The organism is Cupriavidus sp. GW821-FHT07C08 (assembly GCF_059419025.1).
Map to the genome: position 1 here is coordinate 145,574 of NZ_JBWKQZ010000005.1, position 15,583 is coordinate 161,156.

The 15,583-nt window shown below is 67.5% G+C and carries 12 protein-coding genes; 7 read left to right on the forward strand and 5 right to left on the reverse strand.

Going from position 1 to position 15,583, the window contains the following annotated elements; all coding sequences use genetic code 11:
- Positions 1–349: 349 nt before the first annotated feature.
- Together AC07UK_RS08965 and AC07UK_RS08970 are read left to right on the forward strand one after the other, a co-directional pair.
- Positions 350–820 (forward strand): hypothetical protein, encoded by a 471-nt coding sequence (locus tag AC07UK_RS08965; RefSeq protein WP_013954098.1) that lies wholly within the window; start codon positions 350–352, stop codon positions 818–820.
- Between the two features lie 125 nt (positions 821–945).
- Positions 946–2,313 carry a sigma 54-interacting transcriptional regulator gene (locus tag AC07UK_RS08970; protein ID WP_494685866.1) on the forward strand — a complete coding sequence of 456 codons (1,368 nt, stop codon included), beginning with the start codon at positions 946–948 and terminating at the stop codon, positions 2,311–2,313.
- A gap of 130 nt (positions 2,314–2,443) precedes the next feature.
- Here the strand turns inward: AC07UK_RS08970 and AC07UK_RS08975 are convergent, their stop codons facing one another.
- The 3 genes from AC07UK_RS08975 to AC07UK_RS08985 form a co-directional block, all read right to left on the reverse strand.
- A complete protein-coding gene (locus tag AC07UK_RS08975; protein WP_494685867.1) occupies positions 2,444–2,833 on the reverse strand; it encodes a hypothetical protein in 390 nt (129 codons plus the stop codon).
- Positions 2,834–2,978: 145 nt separating this feature from the next.
- On the reverse strand, positions 2,979–3,194 hold the full coding sequence (locus AC07UK_RS08980) for a hypothetical protein (protein WP_494685868.1): 216 nt from the start codon (positions 3,192–3,194) through the stop codon (positions 2,979–2,981).
- A gap of 424 nt (positions 3,195–3,618) precedes the next feature.
- Positions 3,619–3,813: a hypothetical protein gene (locus AC07UK_RS08985; protein ID WP_235205753.1), complete on the reverse strand. Its 195-nt coding sequence runs from the start codon at positions 3,811–3,813 to the stop codon at positions 3,619–3,621.
- A gap of 103 nt (positions 3,814–3,916) precedes the next feature.
- Between AC07UK_RS08985 and AC07UK_RS08990 the strand changes: the two genes are divergently transcribed.
- Complete coding sequence (locus AC07UK_RS08990) at positions 3,917–4,987, forward strand: YihY/virulence factor BrkB family protein (RefSeq protein WP_436224524.1); 1,071 nt, start codon at positions 3,917–3,919, stop codon at positions 4,985–4,987.
- A gap of 173 nt (positions 4,988–5,160) precedes the next feature.
- Positions 5,161–6,762 (forward strand): peptide chain release factor 3, encoded by a 1,602-nt coding sequence (locus AC07UK_RS08995; RefSeq protein WP_494685869.1) that lies wholly within the window; start codon positions 5,161–5,163, stop codon positions 6,760–6,762.
- Positions 6,763–6,852: 90 nt separating this feature from the next.
- On the opposite strand, the gene AC07UK_RS09000 is transcribed toward AC07UK_RS08995, so the two are convergent.
- Positions 6,853–9,021 carry a TonB-dependent receptor family protein gene (locus AC07UK_RS09000; protein ID WP_494685870.1) on the reverse strand — a complete coding sequence of 723 codons (2,169 nt, stop codon included), beginning with the start codon at positions 9,019–9,021 and terminating at the stop codon, positions 6,853–6,855.
- A gap of 351 nt (positions 9,022–9,372) precedes the next feature.
- Between AC07UK_RS09000 and AC07UK_RS09005 the strand changes: the two genes are divergently transcribed.
- Complete coding sequence (locus AC07UK_RS09005) at positions 9,373–10,620, forward strand: MFS transporter (protein ID WP_436224527.1); 1,248 nt, start codon at positions 9,373–9,375, stop codon at positions 10,618–10,620.
- 460 nt (positions 10,621–11,080) lie between these two features.
- The gene (locus AC07UK_RS09010; RefSeq protein ID WP_436224528.1) at positions 11,081–12,037 is read left to right on the forward strand and encodes a mechanosensitive ion channel family protein; all 957 of its coding nucleotides are present in this window, start codon (positions 11,081–11,083) and stop codon (positions 12,035–12,037) included.
- Here the strand turns inward: AC07UK_RS09010 and edd are convergent.
- Positions 12,034–13,881, reverse strand: coding sequence for a phosphogluconate dehydratase (gene edd / locus AC07UK_RS09015; RefSeq protein ID WP_436224529.1), 1,848 nt, complete (start codon positions 13,879–13,881; stop codon positions 12,034–12,036). The genes AC07UK_RS09010 and edd overlap by 4 nt on opposite strands.
- A 228-nt stretch (positions 13,882–14,109) precedes the next feature.
- On the opposite strand from edd, the gene zwf reads away from it, so the two are divergent.
- On the forward strand, positions 14,110–15,567 hold the full coding sequence (gene zwf / locus AC07UK_RS09020) for a glucose-6-phosphate dehydrogenase (RefSeq protein WP_494685909.1): 1,458 nt from the start codon (positions 14,110–14,112) through the stop codon (positions 15,565–15,567).
- Positions 15,568–15,583 lie beyond the last annotated feature (16 nt).

The window sequence follows — 15,583 nt, forward strand, 5'->3', positions numbered from 1 at the left end:
GTGCTCGCGGCCTCATACCAAAGTATGAGATTGGCTGTAAGCCACCCACGCGGGGCTGGACAAAGTGCCCCAAATGCACTGAACTATAGACGTGGCAAAGAGGGGCGCGGCAAGGCGCCCCTTCTTGACTCCGGTGCATGCGGCAGGATGTCGGAGCCAACCGAGAGCGCTTGAGCGCCGTTCGCCAGTGGGGGGACATTTCGGACCAGACCGTCAACAAGGCGGCATAGCCACCATCCGGGAGCGTGCGGGAAACACGCGCGCCACGCAGACAAAAACCAGTTCAAAGACTGACAAGTGGTAACCGCAGACGTGTAGTGCCGGGGGATGTTGTTCAACGGGGATTATCATGACCGCAGGAGAGATCCGGCGACCCGCCATCGGGCCTGTCAGGGAGACTAATAACCGCTCCATCCGATCCATCCATCATGCCTGGGCTGCCGTGGGGGAAGCCGCAGGCGAAGCGCCCAGCAAGCGGGCAGTCCAAGAGGGCGCGACGGCCGACGTGGCCGCCCTGCTTGCCGAAGACAGCGAACTCAGCGACAGCGCGCGCGCGGCCGTGGCCAACCTGCTGCGCCGCCATCGCCTGCTCGAGGGCGAACTGGCACGCCAGCGCACGCTGCTGCAGGAATGGATCCTGAGCCAGCTGACCTACAAGACGCTCTACTACCAATACTCCGGCCAGTCGCCGCAGGCGCCGCGCCTGGAGTTGATGCGTGAAAAGGAGACTGTGCGGCGGCGTATCCGCGATCAGCTCCAGGCAGGTGCGGACTATCTTGCCGCGCCCGATGAGCAACTCCGCAGTCTGTCCAGCTCGTGATACCGACGTCGCGCGCGGGTGCGTGCCCGCAGCCAGTTCAGCCCCACCGTCCGCCGCGGCCCCAGCCCGCGACGGCGGACACGGGTGCCGGAACCAAAAACAAGCCTAACGTCCGGGAGATCGTGATGGACCGACTGTGCAAGGCGTCACGCACTGCACAGATCGTGGTCGTGTCGCGTCATGAAGATTTTGGTTTTGACCCGTCAGGCACAGCCGCGGGATGGGAAATCCGCCGGGTCCAGCAGATTCGCGACCTCGAGCGCGTGGTGCGGGCCTGCCCGCCCATGGCAGGCGTGATCGACCTGCAGTCCGACTACAGCGATGCCGAGTTCGCGCAGCTCGAACAGGCACTGCAGTACCTGCATATTACGTGGGTGGCCATCACCTCCGATGACATGCTGGCGCAGGAGCGCGTGCGCCGGCTGATCCGCGACTACTGCGTCGACTACGTGCGCATGCCGTTCTCGATGCCGGAGCTGCTCTACACGCTCAAGCATGCGCAGGGCATGGCGTCGCTGCACGGCGCGCGCCCGCAGGAGACCGCCTCGCGCGGCACCATGATCGGCGAGTGCGCGGCCATGCGGGCGATGTTCCGCTCGCTGGCCAAGGTGGCGCACAACGAGGCACCGGTGTTCATTTCCGGCGAGTCCGGCACCGGCAAGGAACTCGCCGCGCAGGCGATCCACGATGCCTCGAGCCGGCGCAAGGGACCGTTCATCGCCATCAACTGCGGTGCGATTCCCTCGCACCTGGTGCAGTCCGAGCTGTTCGGGTATGAAAAGGGCGCGTTCACCGGCGCCAACCAGCGCAAGATCGGCTGGATCGAGCAGGCGCAGGGCGGCACGCTGTTCCTGGACGAGATCGGCGACCTGCCGCTGGAAAGCCAGGTGGCGCTGCTGCGTTTCCTGCAGCAGGGCATGATCACCCGCCTGGGCGGACACCAGTCGATCCCGCTGAACCTGCGCATCATCTCGGCCACGCACGTGGACCTGGTGGCGGCACAGGCCGACGGGCGTTTCCGTTCCGACCTGTTCCACCGGCTGTGCGTGCTGACGCTGACCATCCCGGCGCTGCGCGAGCGCGGCGAGGACATCCTGCAGCTGGCCAACGCGGTGCTGACCGAGCACGGGCACGAGGCGCACCGGCGCATTCGTGGGTTCTCGGCCTGCGCAACGCAGGCAATGATGCAGTACGCGTGGCCGGGCAACGTGCGCGAACTGATCAACCGCGTGCGCCGCGCCATCGTGATGACCGACAACCGCAAGATCACCGCCGAAGACCTGCAGCTGCATGGCGGGGCGGAACTGCCGCGCAAGACCCTCGACGCGATCCGCGAAGAGGCCGAGCGCGAGGCCATCCGCACCGTGATGGCCAGCCACGGCTTTCACGTGGTACCGGCCGCGCGCGAACTCAATGTCTCGCGCGTGACGCTGTACCGGCTCATGCACAAGCACAACATTCGCGTGGAGAGCCAGCCGACGGCGGGCGAGTAAACGGTTGGCGGTTGGCGGGCCTCAGCCGGCGCAGCTTGCCGGTAGCCGGGCGCAATCCCAGGCGCCGCAGGAAAGGGGAACAGGCGACGTCCGCTCGCCGGTTCCGCCTTTCCTCGTGCCCGTCGGCACGTCAGCGCACCACCGCACGGGGCTGGCTGGCCCCGGACCCGCCGCTGGCCGCATCCATCGGCTCGGCGGCAAGGTTCATGCTGAGCTTGCCGCGCGGATGGCGCGGCGGCCCGTTCTCGTCATGCTGGCGCCACGGCACGATCGCGCCGCGCTCCGGCTTGTCGCGCGCTTGCCGCCCTGGCGTTGGCATGGCGCCACCGGACGATGTGTCCGGGGATAGTTGCAGTTCCCCCCAGGCCCAGCCAAAGCCGCGCACGTAGACGTCATTGCTGACCGCTGCGTGGCTGTTGGCGCTGGCCGCTTCGGGGCGGTCGAACCAGGCGTAGCTTGCCGCGGCGGCGCTGGTCGAAAACACCGCCAGCACCGTGGCGGCAAGCAATCCGGCTGTCATGGTTGGTGCCTCCCTGTGGAAAAAACGGTGCCCGCCGGGGGACGGAGCACCAAATCCGCGCGGGCACGCTGGCTCGTGTGCCCGCATCATTCTGTTTGCGGCGCCAGCCTGCCGCGAATGCCTGCGTCGCCGATGCTGCCTGCGGTCACGCGCGCCGCTTGCCCGCATGGCGCCGGAAGGCAGTCCTGGCAACCCCCTGCCTTGCCGTCGCTGCGCAGCCCGCGCCTTGCGCCGCTGGCGGCGTGCGCGCACGCGGATGGGGCAACAGCGGCGACGACAGCAGATCCACCACCGACGGTGGCGGGCCTGCGAGCCGGTAGGAGCGCCGGCGCGCCGTCATGCGTGATGGCGGATGACGCATGGCTGGGTTTTCTCCTGCGTGCAATGACGGGTTCAACGGACACGGACGCATGTGCCCCTGTCCAGCCTGAGCGACAAGTGTGCCAAGGGCCGCAAAGGCTTATGCCACGCGGGTTTGCGGCGTGCGGGGCGAGCGCGGGCAGACTCCGGGGCGCAGTGGCAGACCAATTGGTTTCGCCGCTGCAACGCGCCCTGCGCGCGGTGGCGCGCGTGATGGCCGCGCTAGTGTGGCGCAGGCTGCCCGTTGCGTACGCCGGGTGCGGGACAACGCGCTGCGCCACGCCCGCAGGCGCGGCCTTGCAACGCGTTGCACGCCTGAAACCGGTCTTGCAGTGGGCGCGGCCCGACAACACCTGCGCCGGCCGCCGATGGGTCACGCAGAAACGGGTACGCCCCGGTCGGTGCCTGCAGTGCCTGTAGCACCGTCAGCGTGGCTGCCCGGAGGCCGGCGCGCCTGGTGTGTCGGCGGGATTGAGCGTGGCGGGCGCGCCCGGGGTGGCGCTGGCCGCCGTGCCGGAAATGGGCTTGGGGCCCGGCTGGCTGCGTTCGCAGCCAGCGCAGCCCAGCATCCCGATGATCAGTAGCACGGCCGCTGGGCGCGTGCGGAGGTTGCAGGTCACGGTGCCTCCTTGCGCCGGCGCGCGGGCACGGGTTGCGCCGGCAGGTGTGCCTCGTCCTACTGTAGCAGGTTGCCCCTCGTGCGCCGGCTTGGGGCAGCGCGCAATGCGCAGTATGATGAACGCACGGGCCCTCGCACAGACCGCGACGCGAAGGCATGCGCAACGCACCCGCGATCCGCTTGGCGCATCGCGCCAGCACCAGGCCGTGACCGACAACACCGAACACCCGACCAATTCCGCCGGCAGCGTGGCGCCACAGCCCCGCCGGCGCCGCCCGCACTGGCTGCCGGACCGCCATACCGGCACGCGCACCCTGCGCGTGGTCGCCGCCGCCATCAACTCCTGGTTCGCGCATCGGGCGGCCAGCAAGGGGGCGGCGCTCTCCTTTTATATGCTGTTCTCGCTGGCGCCGATCCTGGTGCTGGTGATCTCGATCGCCGGCCTGTTTTTCGGCGCCGAGGCGGCGCGCGGCGAGATTTTCTCGCAGCTTGAAGGCCTGGTGGGCGAGCAGGGCGCCGCGGCCATCCAGGAAATCCTGGCGGCCACGCACCGCGCCGGCGGCAGCGGCATGGCGGCGCTGGTGGCGACGGGCATCCTGTTCGTGGGCGCCACCAGCGCCTTTGCCGAGCTCAAGAGCAGCCTGGACGACATCTGGCATGTGCCGGTGCCCGCGACCGCGGGCTGGCAGCAGCTGCTGCGCGCGCGCCTGCTGTCGTTCAGCCTGGTGCTGGTGCTGGCCTTCATGCTGCTGGTGTCGCTGATCGTCAATGCGGCGCTGGCCGTGGTGGAGCGCCTCTGGGGCCAGTTGTGGACGCAGTCGTGGTTCGCGCCGGTGGCCGACGTGATTTCCACCGCCTTTTCCTTTGCCGTGGTGACGGCGCTGTTCGCGGTGATCTTCAAGATGCTGCCCAACGCGCGCATTGCCTGGCGCGACGTCACCATGGGCGCGGTCATCACCGCGTTGCTGTTCTCGATCGGCAAGCGGCTGATCGGCCTGTACCTGGGCAACAGCGCCGTGGCCTCGTCGTACGGGGCCGCGGGTTCGGTGGTGGCGCTGATGCTGTGGGTGTATTACTCGGCACAGATATTCTTCTTCGGCGCGGAACTGACGCGCCAATACGCGCTGCAGTTCGGCAGCCTGCGCGGCAAGCCGGCGGATAAGCTGGCGGAATAACTTGCCGAACCGGGCCGCCACAAACCCGGAGCGGTGCGCAAAACCGGTAAAATAGCGCCCCATTCCCTTCGCGTGCCCGCAGAGCCCGGCCCCGCCATCGCCTGCGGGCGCTGCCGGCCCTGGCCCGGCCGCCCGCCGGGCCATCCAATATTTCCCAGTCAAACTCCGCTGCCGTGAGCTCGCTCGTTTCTGAAATTGCGCGTCGACGCACCTTTGCCATCATCTCCCACCCCGATGCGGGCAAGACCACCCTGACCGAAAAGCTGCTGTGGTTCGGCGGCGCCATCCAGGTCGCGGGCGAAGTGCGCGCGCGCAAGGCCGACCGCCACGCCACCTCGGACTGGATGGAGCTGGAAAAGCAGCGCGGCATCTCGGTGACCTCGTCGGTGATGCAGTTCCCCTACCGCCGGGAGACCGCTGATGGCAAGGCGCAGGAGAATATCGTCAACCTGCTCGACACCCCGGGCCACGAGGACTTCTCTGAAGACACCTACCGCACGCTGACCGCGGTGGACTCCGCGGTGATGGTGATCGACTCGGTCAACGGCGTGGAAGCGCAGACCATCAAGCTGCTCAACGTCTGCCGCCTGCGCGACACGCCCATCCTCACCTTCATCAACAAGCTCGACCGCGAAGGCCGTTCGCCGATCGAGCTGCTCGATGAGATCGAGGAGGTGCTGCAGATCCAGTGCGCGCCGATGACCTGGCCGATCGGCATGGGCAAGGCCTTCCGCGGCGTGTACCACCTGATCGACGACAAGGTGCAGCTGTTCGATCCGCACGGCGAGAAGGGCACGGCCGCGATCCTGGACGGGCTGGACAACCCGGAGCTGGACCGCATCCTGGGCAGCCAGGCCGAAGAGCTACGCATCGAGATCGAGCTGGTGCGCGGTGCCTCGCACACTTTCGACAAGGATGCGTTCCTCAACGGCAAGCAGACCCCGGTCTACTTTGGTTCGGCCATCAACAACTTCGGCGTGCAGTCGCTGCTGGATGCGCTGTGCGAGCTGTCGCCGCCGCCGCTGGCGCGCAACACGGATTCGCGCGTGGTTGAGCCGCAGGAGCCCAAGTTCACCGGCTTCGTCTTCAAGATCCAGGCCAATATGGATCCGCGCCACCGCGACCGCATCGCTTTCGTGCGCGTGTGCTCGGGCCGTTTCGAGCGCGGCATGAAGCTGCTGCACGTGTCCGCCGGCAAGACCGTGGCGATCAACAACGCCATCACCTTCATGGCGCAGGACCGCAACACGACGGAAGAAGCCTACGCCGGCGACATCATCGGCGTGCCCAACCACGGCACCATCCGCCTGGGCGATGTCTTCACCGAGGGCGAGCCGCTCAAGTTCACCGGCATCCCGTCGTTCGCGCCAGAGTTCTTCCGCCGCGCGCGCCTGAACAACCCGCTCAAGGTCAAGCAGTTGCAGAAGGGTTTGCAGCAGCTGGCCGAGGAGGGCGCCACACAGATGTTCCGCCCGCTTGCTTCTAACGACCTGGTGCTGGGCGCGGTCGGTATCCTGCAGTTCGACGTGGTCGCGCACCGGCTCGAGCACGAGTACGGCGTCGATGCCATTTTCGAATCGCATGAATGCGCGACCGCGCGCTGGCTCAAGGGCACGCCCGCGGAGATCGAGAAGCTGATCGCCAAGGCGGGGCATAACGTGGCGCTCGATGGCGCGGGCGACCATGTCTATCTGGCGCCGAGCATGGTGAACCTGCGCCTGACACAGGAGCGGTTCCCGGAGCTGCAGTTCCTGGAGACGCGCGAGATCGTCTAACGATCCCATCGCTGAACATGCAAAACGGGTCGCCATGGCGACCCGTTTTGCATTCCTGAGGGGTGGGGGGCGGTGGCGCTAGACTGCGCCTCAATACGCCAGCGACGCCTGGATATAGAACGTCCGCGGCATCCCCACATACTTGCCCGCATTGTTGTCGGTCGAGCGCGTGAAATAGCGCTTGTCGAACACGTTCTTCACCCCAACCGCCACCTTCAGATTCTGCGCCGACTTGCCGAAGTCATAGCCCAGCCGCATGTTCAGCAGCGCATAACCCGGGATATCGCCCAGCGCACCGTTTGCGCTTTCCGCGGTCTGGTAGCTGGTCGACGTGCTCGGATCGCCCGGCGAATGCTGCTTCGACTGCGCAAAGCCATCGACATTGAGCGCCCAGCGGTTGCGCGCATAGCGCATGCCCACGGTGGCCACGTGGCGCGAATAGAACGGCAGGTCGCGCCCAGCGAAATTGCCCTGGCTGTAGGTAGCTTCGGTGAAAGTGTAGGTCGCGTACGCCGACAGGCCGGCCAGCGACTTGTCGAGCGCGCCGAAGTCATAGCGCAGCGACGATTCCACGCCGCGGTGGGTGGTGGCGCCGAGGTTGGTCCACGCATCCGGCGCGCCGCCGGTGCCGCCGCGCAGCTGCAGCTCGTCGTCGAAGTCGATATTGAACAGCGTCAGCTCACCGCCCCAGCCGTTGGCGTTGAAGTGCGTGCCGACCTCATACGTCTTGGCCTTCTCGGGCGTCAGGCCGTTGGTGGTCTGCGCGATCTGGAAGTACTGCAGTGGCCCGAACGAGACGCCGGCATTGGCGAACAGCTTCCACTGGTCGCTGACGTGATACATCACCGCCAGCGACGGCAGCGGCTCGTTGGACGAGACGTCGTTGCGCGCGCCGCTGAAGTTGTCGGTCACGTACGACCGGATGAACTCGTAGCGTAGGCCCGGCGTGATGGTCCAGCTGCCGACGTTGATGGTGTCGTCGATATAGACCGCATTGGCGGTGGTGCCGCCCGTGCGCGACTGGTACACCGGCGACGGCAGCGTGGTGGGGTCGATGGTGCCCGGGGTGTAGAACAGCGTGCGCGATGCCTTTTCGTCGCTGGCTTCGCGCAGGAAGCGGTAGCCGACGCTGACCTCGTGGCTCATGCTCTCGCCGCGGAACAGCTGCGAGTAGCGCGGCTCGATCGCGAACGTATGGTAGTTGCGCGGGGCCGCGGTCAGGCGGCGCAGGTTGGCCTGCGCGCCGGTGCCTTGCTGCTCGATATTGCTGCCGCGGAAGCTGTCGGTGTAGTACGTCAGCACCTCGAACTTGCGGTTGTTGTCGTTGTGGCTGTACTTCAGGCTGAAGTCGCTGCGGTGGCCATCGAAATTGTCGTAGGGCCGCACCGACTGGAACGGGTCGGCGGCATACTGGGCCGAAGTCAGGCCGCCGGGCATGCCTGCCCTGCCCTCGTAGTAGTGGAAGGCCGCGCTCAGCTCATCGGTCTTCGAGATCCGGTACGCGCCCTTGAGCATCAGGTCGTCGATATTGACGTGGTCGTTGCTCTCGCGATAGCCGTTGCCATGGATGCCCGAGTACAGCAACGCGCCGCCCAGGCCGTTGTCGTTGGTGCCGCCGATGAATGCGGTCGGGTTGGTCTTGACGCTACCGCCATGGCTGTAGATGTCGGTCGATACCGATGCATCGGCCGCAAACAGCTTCGGGACCGGGCGCGTCACGAAGTTGATGATGCCGCCCACGTTCTGCGGGCCGTAGCGCACCGAGCCGGCGCCGCGCACCACGTCGATGGTCTCCAGGTTGCCCAGCGACAGCGGCGCCATCGACAGCTGCGGCTGGCCGTAGGGCGCCACTGCCAGCGGCACCCCGTCCATCAGGATGGTCGAGCGCGGCGACAGGCGCGAGGTCAGCCCGCGCACGCCCACGTTGAGCGACACATCGCTGCCGCCGGTGCCGTTGTTCTCCTGCACCTGCACGCCTGGAATGCGGCGCAGCACCTCGCGCACATTGTTGGCGCCGGCTTCCTGGAAGGTCTCGCGGTCGACGATGGTACGCGCGCCGGGATGCTCCAGCACCTTGGCCTCGTTGGCGTTTTCCAGCCAGTTGCCGACCACGGTGACGGTGCTCAGCGTGGCTTCGGGGTTGGCGGCAGGCGCGGAGGCAGGTGCGGGATCAGCGGCGTGGGCCGGCAGGGCGGCAAGCTGGGCGAACAACAGGGTGGCGCCGATGGCACCCCCGGAAAGGCGGAAAGCGGGCTGCAAGATGAAATTCCTGAAAAGCAGCGCGTTCCGCAAGCCAAGGGGAGGGACGTCGTGGGCGGCCGCGCCAATGGGCCGCGATTATAAATGCGAGTGATTCTCAGAAGCGAAACGGCCAGCATTCGCCGCCCGGGATTGTGGTTTATGTGCATCAATGTGCAGACATCCGGACACCTAAAAGAGGTGAATTACTAACATTTTTTCGATAGGTGTGCGCGTGTGGGCATCTGTATGCAGGTATTCAGCAGGCGCTTTAGAATCTTGCCTTTGTGCACTGCAAAGGCTGTCGTGGCGTCCTCAACGGCACGGCGGCGCTGTGCGGTGCGCAGCCATCTCCGCCTCCCTCCCGCATCCATGTCTTCCCCAGCCACCGTCCAGGCCGCCGCGCCGGACAGCGTCTTCGGCGACGCCGTTTTCCGCCGTTACTGGTTCGCACGCCTGTGCACCACGATTGGCTACCAGATCTTTACGGTGGCGGTCGGCTGGCAGATGTATGACCTGACCCGCGACCCGCTGATGCTCGGCATGGTCGGGCTGGTGCAGTTCCTGCCGTCGGTGGTGCTGATCCTGATGTCGGGGCACGTGGCCGACCGCTTCGACCGGCGCCGCATCGTGCGCACCTGCCAGGCGATCGAGGCGCTGCTGGCCGCCGGCATGGCCGTGGCCAGCCTGAGTGGCTGGATCGACAGTCATCACATCTTCGTCTTCGTCGCGCTGATCGGCGCCACGCGCGCGTTCGAGACCCCCACGCTGCAGGCGCTGCTGCCCAGCGTGGTGACGCCGCGCCAGTTGCCGCGCGCGGTGGCGCTGGCCAGTTCCGCCGGGCAGGCCGCCATCATCATCGGCCCGGCCATCGGTGGCTTTGCCTACGTGGCCGGGCCGGGCGTGGTCTATGGGCTGAGTGCCACGCTCTTTGCCATTGCCGCCGTGCTGGTAAGCGGCATCACGCTGCGCCAGGCCGCGCAGCGCCTGACCGCGCCGGTCAGCGTGGGCACGGTGTTTGCGGGGTTTGCCTATATCCGCAGCCGCCCAGTGCTGCTGGGAGCGATTTCGCTGGACCTGTTCGCCGTGCTGCTGGGCGGCGCCGTGGCACTGCTGCCGATCTACGCGCGCGACATCCTGCACACCGGGCCGTGGGGCCTGGGGCTGCTGCGTTCGTCGCCGGCAGTCGGCGCGCTGGTAATGGCGCTGTGGCTGGCGCGCCATCCGCTGAACCGGCGCGCCGGGCGCATCATGTTCGGCGCGGTGGCGCTATTCGGGGTGGCTACCGTGGTGTTCGGTGTATCGACCTGGCTGCCGTTGTCGATGGTGGCGCTGGTGGTGCTGGGGGCGTCGGACATGATCAGCGTGGTGGTGCGCTCCACGCTGGTCCAGCTCGACACCCCGGACGACATGCGCGGGCGCGTGGGTGCGGTCAATTCGGTGTTTATCGGCGCCTCGAACCAGCTGGGCGAGTTCGAGTCCGGCGTCACCGCAGCATTGCTGGGCCCGGTGGGCGCCGTGATCCTGGGCGGCGTCGGCACGCTGCTGGTGGTGGCGCTGTGGATGCGGTTCTTTCCTGCGCTGGCCGCGCGCGACCGGCTGCACGATCATCCGGCCTGACCCATTGCCGGGGCAGGGCAGGGAGCGTACCCGTTTCTGCGTGCCTGCCGCTGCCCGCACGGCGGTATCGCCGACACCCCTTCGCCAACTTTCGTCGCTGAAAGTTGTGCCGCAATGCTGGCCCGCCGCACCGGGCTTGGCCTGGCTACCCCTGGCCCCTCCCTCGCTCGGACTTTTCTGATCCGCCGCCAGCCTTGATTGCACAAGGGCTGGCGCGCCGGCACGCAAGCGCATGCCGCACCGGAAACCAATTCCCGCCTTGCTTGTCTCCTTCACTGGGTTGCCGTGTCGGCATTGTCGGTGATCGTCTGACATCGCGCTTGCAACACGCGGCAATTTGTCAAGCAGGAATTTTTCCGCCAGGCGCCTGAGTGCGGCCTGGCAGCCCGCTTCTGCACGCAGAAACGGGTACGCAGCACCGCCTGTCTCCTCCATAAGAACCGCAAACGGAGCCGCTCCCATGGACCTGAACTTCATCGATGCCAACAAGCTGGAGGCGGGCTGGACCTACCTGCTCCAGTTCGCCATCAACCAGGGCATGAACTGCCTGGCAGCCATCCTGATCCTGATGGCCGGCTGGTGGCTGTCGGCCCGCGTGGGCCGCGCGGCCCGGCGCGCGCTCAGCGGCACGCACGTGGACGAGACCATGCGTCCGCTGCTGGCCAACGCGCTGCAATGGATGGTGCGCGTGCTGACCATCGTGCTGGTGCTGTCGCAGTTCGGGGTGCAGACCGCCAGCATCATCGCCATGCTGGGCGCCGCGGGCCTGGCCATCGGGCTGGCGCTGCAGGGCACCCTGCAGAATATTGCCGCCGGCATCATGCTGGTGCTGCTGCGGCCGTTCCGCGTCGGCCAGTACATCGATGCGCAGGGGGTGGCCGGCACCGTGCGCGAGACCGGCCTCTTCATGACCGAGCTGACCACCTTCGACGGGGTGTGCCTGCGCGTGCCCAACGGCAAGCTGTGGGGCAGCGCCATCACCAACTACAGCGAGAACGCCACGCGGCGCGCTGACATCGAGGCCACGGTGACCTTCGACAGCGATGTGCAGCGCAGCCTGGAAGCGCTGCGCGCGATGCTCGCGCGCGAGCATCGCCTGCTGGCCGACCCCAAGCCCGAGACCATGGTGGTCAACTACACGCAGCAGGGCATCACGCTGAACGTGCGCTACTGGACCTCGAATGACGACTACTGGAACGTGCGTTTCGCGTTCTACGAGCGCATCAAGCACGCGCTGGAACAGGCCGGTAGCAAGCTGGCGGTGCCGATCCAGGAACTGCACGTGCCGGGCGCCGGTTCGGTGCCGGGTGCGGTGAAGGTGGCCGACAGCGCGCCAGCGGCGGGCGCGCCGCACCCGACCGGCGCGCCGCACCCGACCGGCGCGGCGCCGCGCCAGCCGGTGCAGCACCTGGGCTAGCGCTGCAGATTGCTTTCGTCGCCCTCGTCCGAAAACAGCGTGCAGGCACCGCTTTCCGCAGTGCTGACATGGCGGCGGAAGGTGGCGAACAGGTCGCGGCCCACGCCGTGGCGATTGGCGCTCAGGTCCGGACGGGCAGGCGCGCGCGCCTGCCATTCGTCATCCGGCACCAGCACGTCGAGCACGCCAGCGGGCGCATCCACGCGCATCATGTCGCCGCTGCGCACGCGCCCGATCGCGCCCCCGTGCAGCGCCTCGGGGCAGACATGGATGGCTGCCGGCACCTTGCCCGACGCGCCCGACATTCGCCCGTCGGTCACCAGCGCCACATGGAAGCCGCGGTCCTGCAGCACCGTCAGCGTAGGCGTGAGCTTGTGCAGCTCGGGCATGCCGCACGAGGCCGGGCCCTGCCACGGCAGCACCGCGACAAAGTCGCGCTCCAGCTCGCCGCGCTTGAATGCGTGCAGCACATCGTCCTGACGCTCGAACACGATCGCCGGTGCCTCCACCACCTGGTGCTCGGCCTTGACCGCCGAGGTCTTGATCACCGCGCGGCCCAGCTTGCCGTCCAGCACCTTGATGCCGCCGTCCGGGGCAAAGGGCGCGTCGGCGCCGCGCACGATGCTGTCGTCAAGCGGCGCGGCCGGGCCGTCGATCCACGTCAGCTTGCCGTCGCGCAGCACGGGTTCGCGCGTGTAATCCTGCAGCCCGCGGCCGACGATGGTGGTCACGTCGTCATGCACCAGGCCCAGCGACAGCAGCCCGCGGATCACCACGGGCAGCCCGCCGGCGGCCTGGAACTGGTTCACGTCGGCCTTGCCGTTCGGGTACACGCGCGCCAGCAGCGGCACCACGGCCGAGAGCTCGTCAAAGTCGTCCCAGCCCAGCACGATGCCGGCCACGCGCGCCATCGCGATCAGGTGCAGCGTGTGGTTGGTGGAGCCGCCGGTGGCCAGCAGCCCGACGATGCCGTTGACAAAGGCACGCTCGTCCAGCACCTCGGCCACCGGCGTATAGCGCTCGCCGCCGTGCACCAGCTTCAGCGCCTGGCGCGCGGCCTCGCGCGTGAGCGCCTCGCGCAGCGGCGTGTTGGGGTTGACGAAGGCCGTGCCCGGCAGGTGCAGGCCCATCATCTCCATCAGCATCTGGTTGGAATTGGCGGTGCCATAGAAGGTGCAGGTGCCGGGGCCGTGGTAGGAGCGGGTCTCGGCCTCGAGCAATTCCTTGCGGCCGATCTTGCCTTCGGCGTAGAGCTGGCGCGTCTGCGCCTTTTCGTCGTTGCTGATGCCGGTGGTCATGGGCCCGCCCGGCACGAACACGGCCGGCAGGTGGCCGAACGACAGCGCGCCCATCACCAGCCCGGGCACGATCTTGTCGCACACGCCCAGGTACAGCGCGGCATCGAACATCTGGTGCGACAGCGCCACCGCCGTGGCCAGCGCAATCACATCGCGCGAGAACAGCGACAGGTCCATGCCGTCCTGGCCCTGCGTGACGCCGTCACACATCGCGGGCGTGCCGCCGGCAAACTGCGCGGTGCCGCCGGCATCGAGCGCCGCTTCCTTGAGCCATTGGGGGAAAGCCGCCAGCGGCTGGTGCGCCGACAGCATGTCGTTGTAGGCCGAGACGATCGCCAGGTTGGGCCGCTCATCGGCCTTCAGACGAATCTTCGCGGCGTCAGGCATGGCAGCCACCGCATGGGCCAGGTTGGTACAGGAAAGCTGCGCGCGTTCGACCTTCTGCCCGGCCATGGCGCGGGTGCGGTCAAGGTACGCCTGGCGCGAGGCGGCGCTGCGGGAGACGATGCGGGCGGTGACCCGCTCGAGCACTGGATGACGTGGCATGGGGTTCTCCTGCGGGGGAGCTTTCAGCCTAGCGCACTTTGCCGCGTACCGCACGGTGCACTGACCGATGCACGCAGAAACGGGTACGCTTTGGGCCCGGGTCATGCATTTGCCGCGGCATGTGCCGCAGCCTGCGCCTCGCCAAGCCGGGGCGAGTCACGTAAACTTGCCACCATGCAAACCCGCCCATGGCGGGTCCTCAACCGCACAAGGAGTCCCAGGGTGAGCATGCCTGATTTCGACATGGTGCTGTTCGGCGGCACCGGCGACCTGGCGCGGCGCAAGCTGCTGCCTTCCCTGTTCGATGCGCACCACGCCGGCCTGCTGCATCCGGCCGCACGGATCCTCGCCATCGGCAGCCAGCCGCTCTCTACCGCGGACTACCTCGCCTCGCTGGAACAGACCGTGCGCCCCGGGCTGGCCCATGCGCCGCCCGAGTCATGGGACAAGTTCTGCGCGCGCATTGTCTACGTGCAGGCCGACGCACGCGTGCCCGCGCATTTCGATGCGCTGGCGGAGCAGGTGCTGGCACGCAAGCCTGAAGTGGTGGTGTGCTATCTCGCCACCGCGCCGCACCTGTTCGTGTCGATCTGCGAGCAGCTGGCACGCACCGGCCTGAACACGCGCCAGGCGCCCAACGTGCGCATCGTGCTGGAAAAACCGCTGGGGCATGACCTCGAATCGAACGAGGCGATCAACTCCGCAGTGGCCAAGTACTTCGCCGAAGAGCAGATCTACCGCATCGATCATTACCTCGGCAAGGAGTCGGTGCAGAACCTGATGGCGATCCGCTTCGGCAACGCGCTGTTCGAGCCGCTGTGGCGGCGCGAGTGGGTGCAGGACGTGCAGATCACCATCGCCGAAGAACTCGGCGTGGAAACGCGCGGCGACTTCTACGACCGCACCGGCGCGCTGCGCGACATGGTGCAGAACCACTTGCTGCAGCTCTTGTGCATGGTGGCGATGGAGCCGCCGGCCAGCCTCAGCGAAGATGCCATCCGCGACGAGAAGATCAAGATCCTGAAGGCGCTCAAACCGATCACGCCGCAGGACGTGGCCGAGAAGACCGTGCGCGGCCAGTACCGCTCCGGTGCCATCGGCGGCAAGCCGGTGCCGGGCTACCAGGAAGAAGCGGGCATCGCGCCCGACAGCCGCACCGAGACCTTTGTCGCGATCAAGGCCGAGATCGCCAACTGGCGCTGGGAAGGGGTGCCGTTCTACCTGCGCACCGGCAAGCGCATGCAGTCCCGCGTGGCCGAGATCGTGATCCATTTCCGCGACGTGCCGCACGCGATCTTCCCGCGGCCGCTGACGCTGTCGCCGCAGAACCGGCTGGTGATCCAGCTGCAGCCGGAAGAAAGCATCCGCCTGTATTGCCTGGTCAAGCAGCCCGGCGACACGCTGGAGCTGACGCCGACCTCGCTCGACCTGGACTTTGCCAACTCGTTCAAGGTGCGCCGCGCCGGCGCCTACGAACGGCTGCTGCTCGACGTGATCCGCGGCCGGCTGGGCCTGTTCGTGCGCCGTGATGAACAAGTGCAGGCCTGGCGCTGGGTCGAACCCATCATCGACACCTGGGAGGCCAGCACCGTGCCGCCCAAGCCCTATACCGCCGGCACCTGGGGGCCGGCCGCGTCGTCCGCGCTGATGTCGCGCGATGGCGGGCTGTGGCACGAGGAAGCCTGAGCCATGCGCCCGCAGA

What these genes read in the sequence shown, in the direction of transcription:
- AC07UK_RS08965 (WP_013954098.1), top strand. Translation starts at nt 350, where the DNA reads ATGACCGCAGGAGAGATCCGGCGACCCGCCATCGGGCCTGTCAGGGAG.
- AC07UK_RS08970 (WP_494685866.1), top strand. Translation starts at nt 946, where the DNA reads ATGGACCGACTGTGCAAGGCGTCACGCACTGCACAGATCGTGGTCGTG.
- AC07UK_RS08975 (WP_494685867.1), bottom strand. Translation starts at nt 2,833, where the DNA reads ATGACAGCCGGATTGCTTGCCGCCACGGTGCTGGCGGTGTTTTCGACC.
- AC07UK_RS08980 (WP_494685868.1), bottom strand. Translation starts at nt 3,194, where the DNA reads ATGCGTCATCCGCCATCACGCATGACGGCGCGCCGGCGCTCCTACCGG.
- AC07UK_RS08990 (WP_436224524.1), top strand. Translation starts at nt 3,917, where the DNA reads ATGCGCAGTATGATGAACGCACGGGCCCTCGCACAGACCGCGACGCGA.
- AC07UK_RS09005 (WP_436224527.1), top strand. Translation starts at nt 9,373, where the DNA reads ATGTCTTCCCCAGCCACCGTCCAGGCCGCCGCGCCGGACAGCGTCTTC.
- AC07UK_RS09010 (WP_436224528.1), top strand. Translation starts at nt 11,081, where the DNA reads ATGGACCTGAACTTCATCGATGCCAACAAGCTGGAGGCGGGCTGGACC.
- edd (WP_436224529.1), bottom strand. Translation starts at nt 13,881, where the DNA reads ATGCCACGTCATCCAGTGCTCGAGCGGGTCACCGCCCGCATCGTCTCC.
- zwf (WP_494685909.1), top strand. Translation starts at nt 14,110, where the DNA reads ATGCCTGATTTCGACATGGTGCTGTTCGGCGGCACCGGCGACCTGGCG.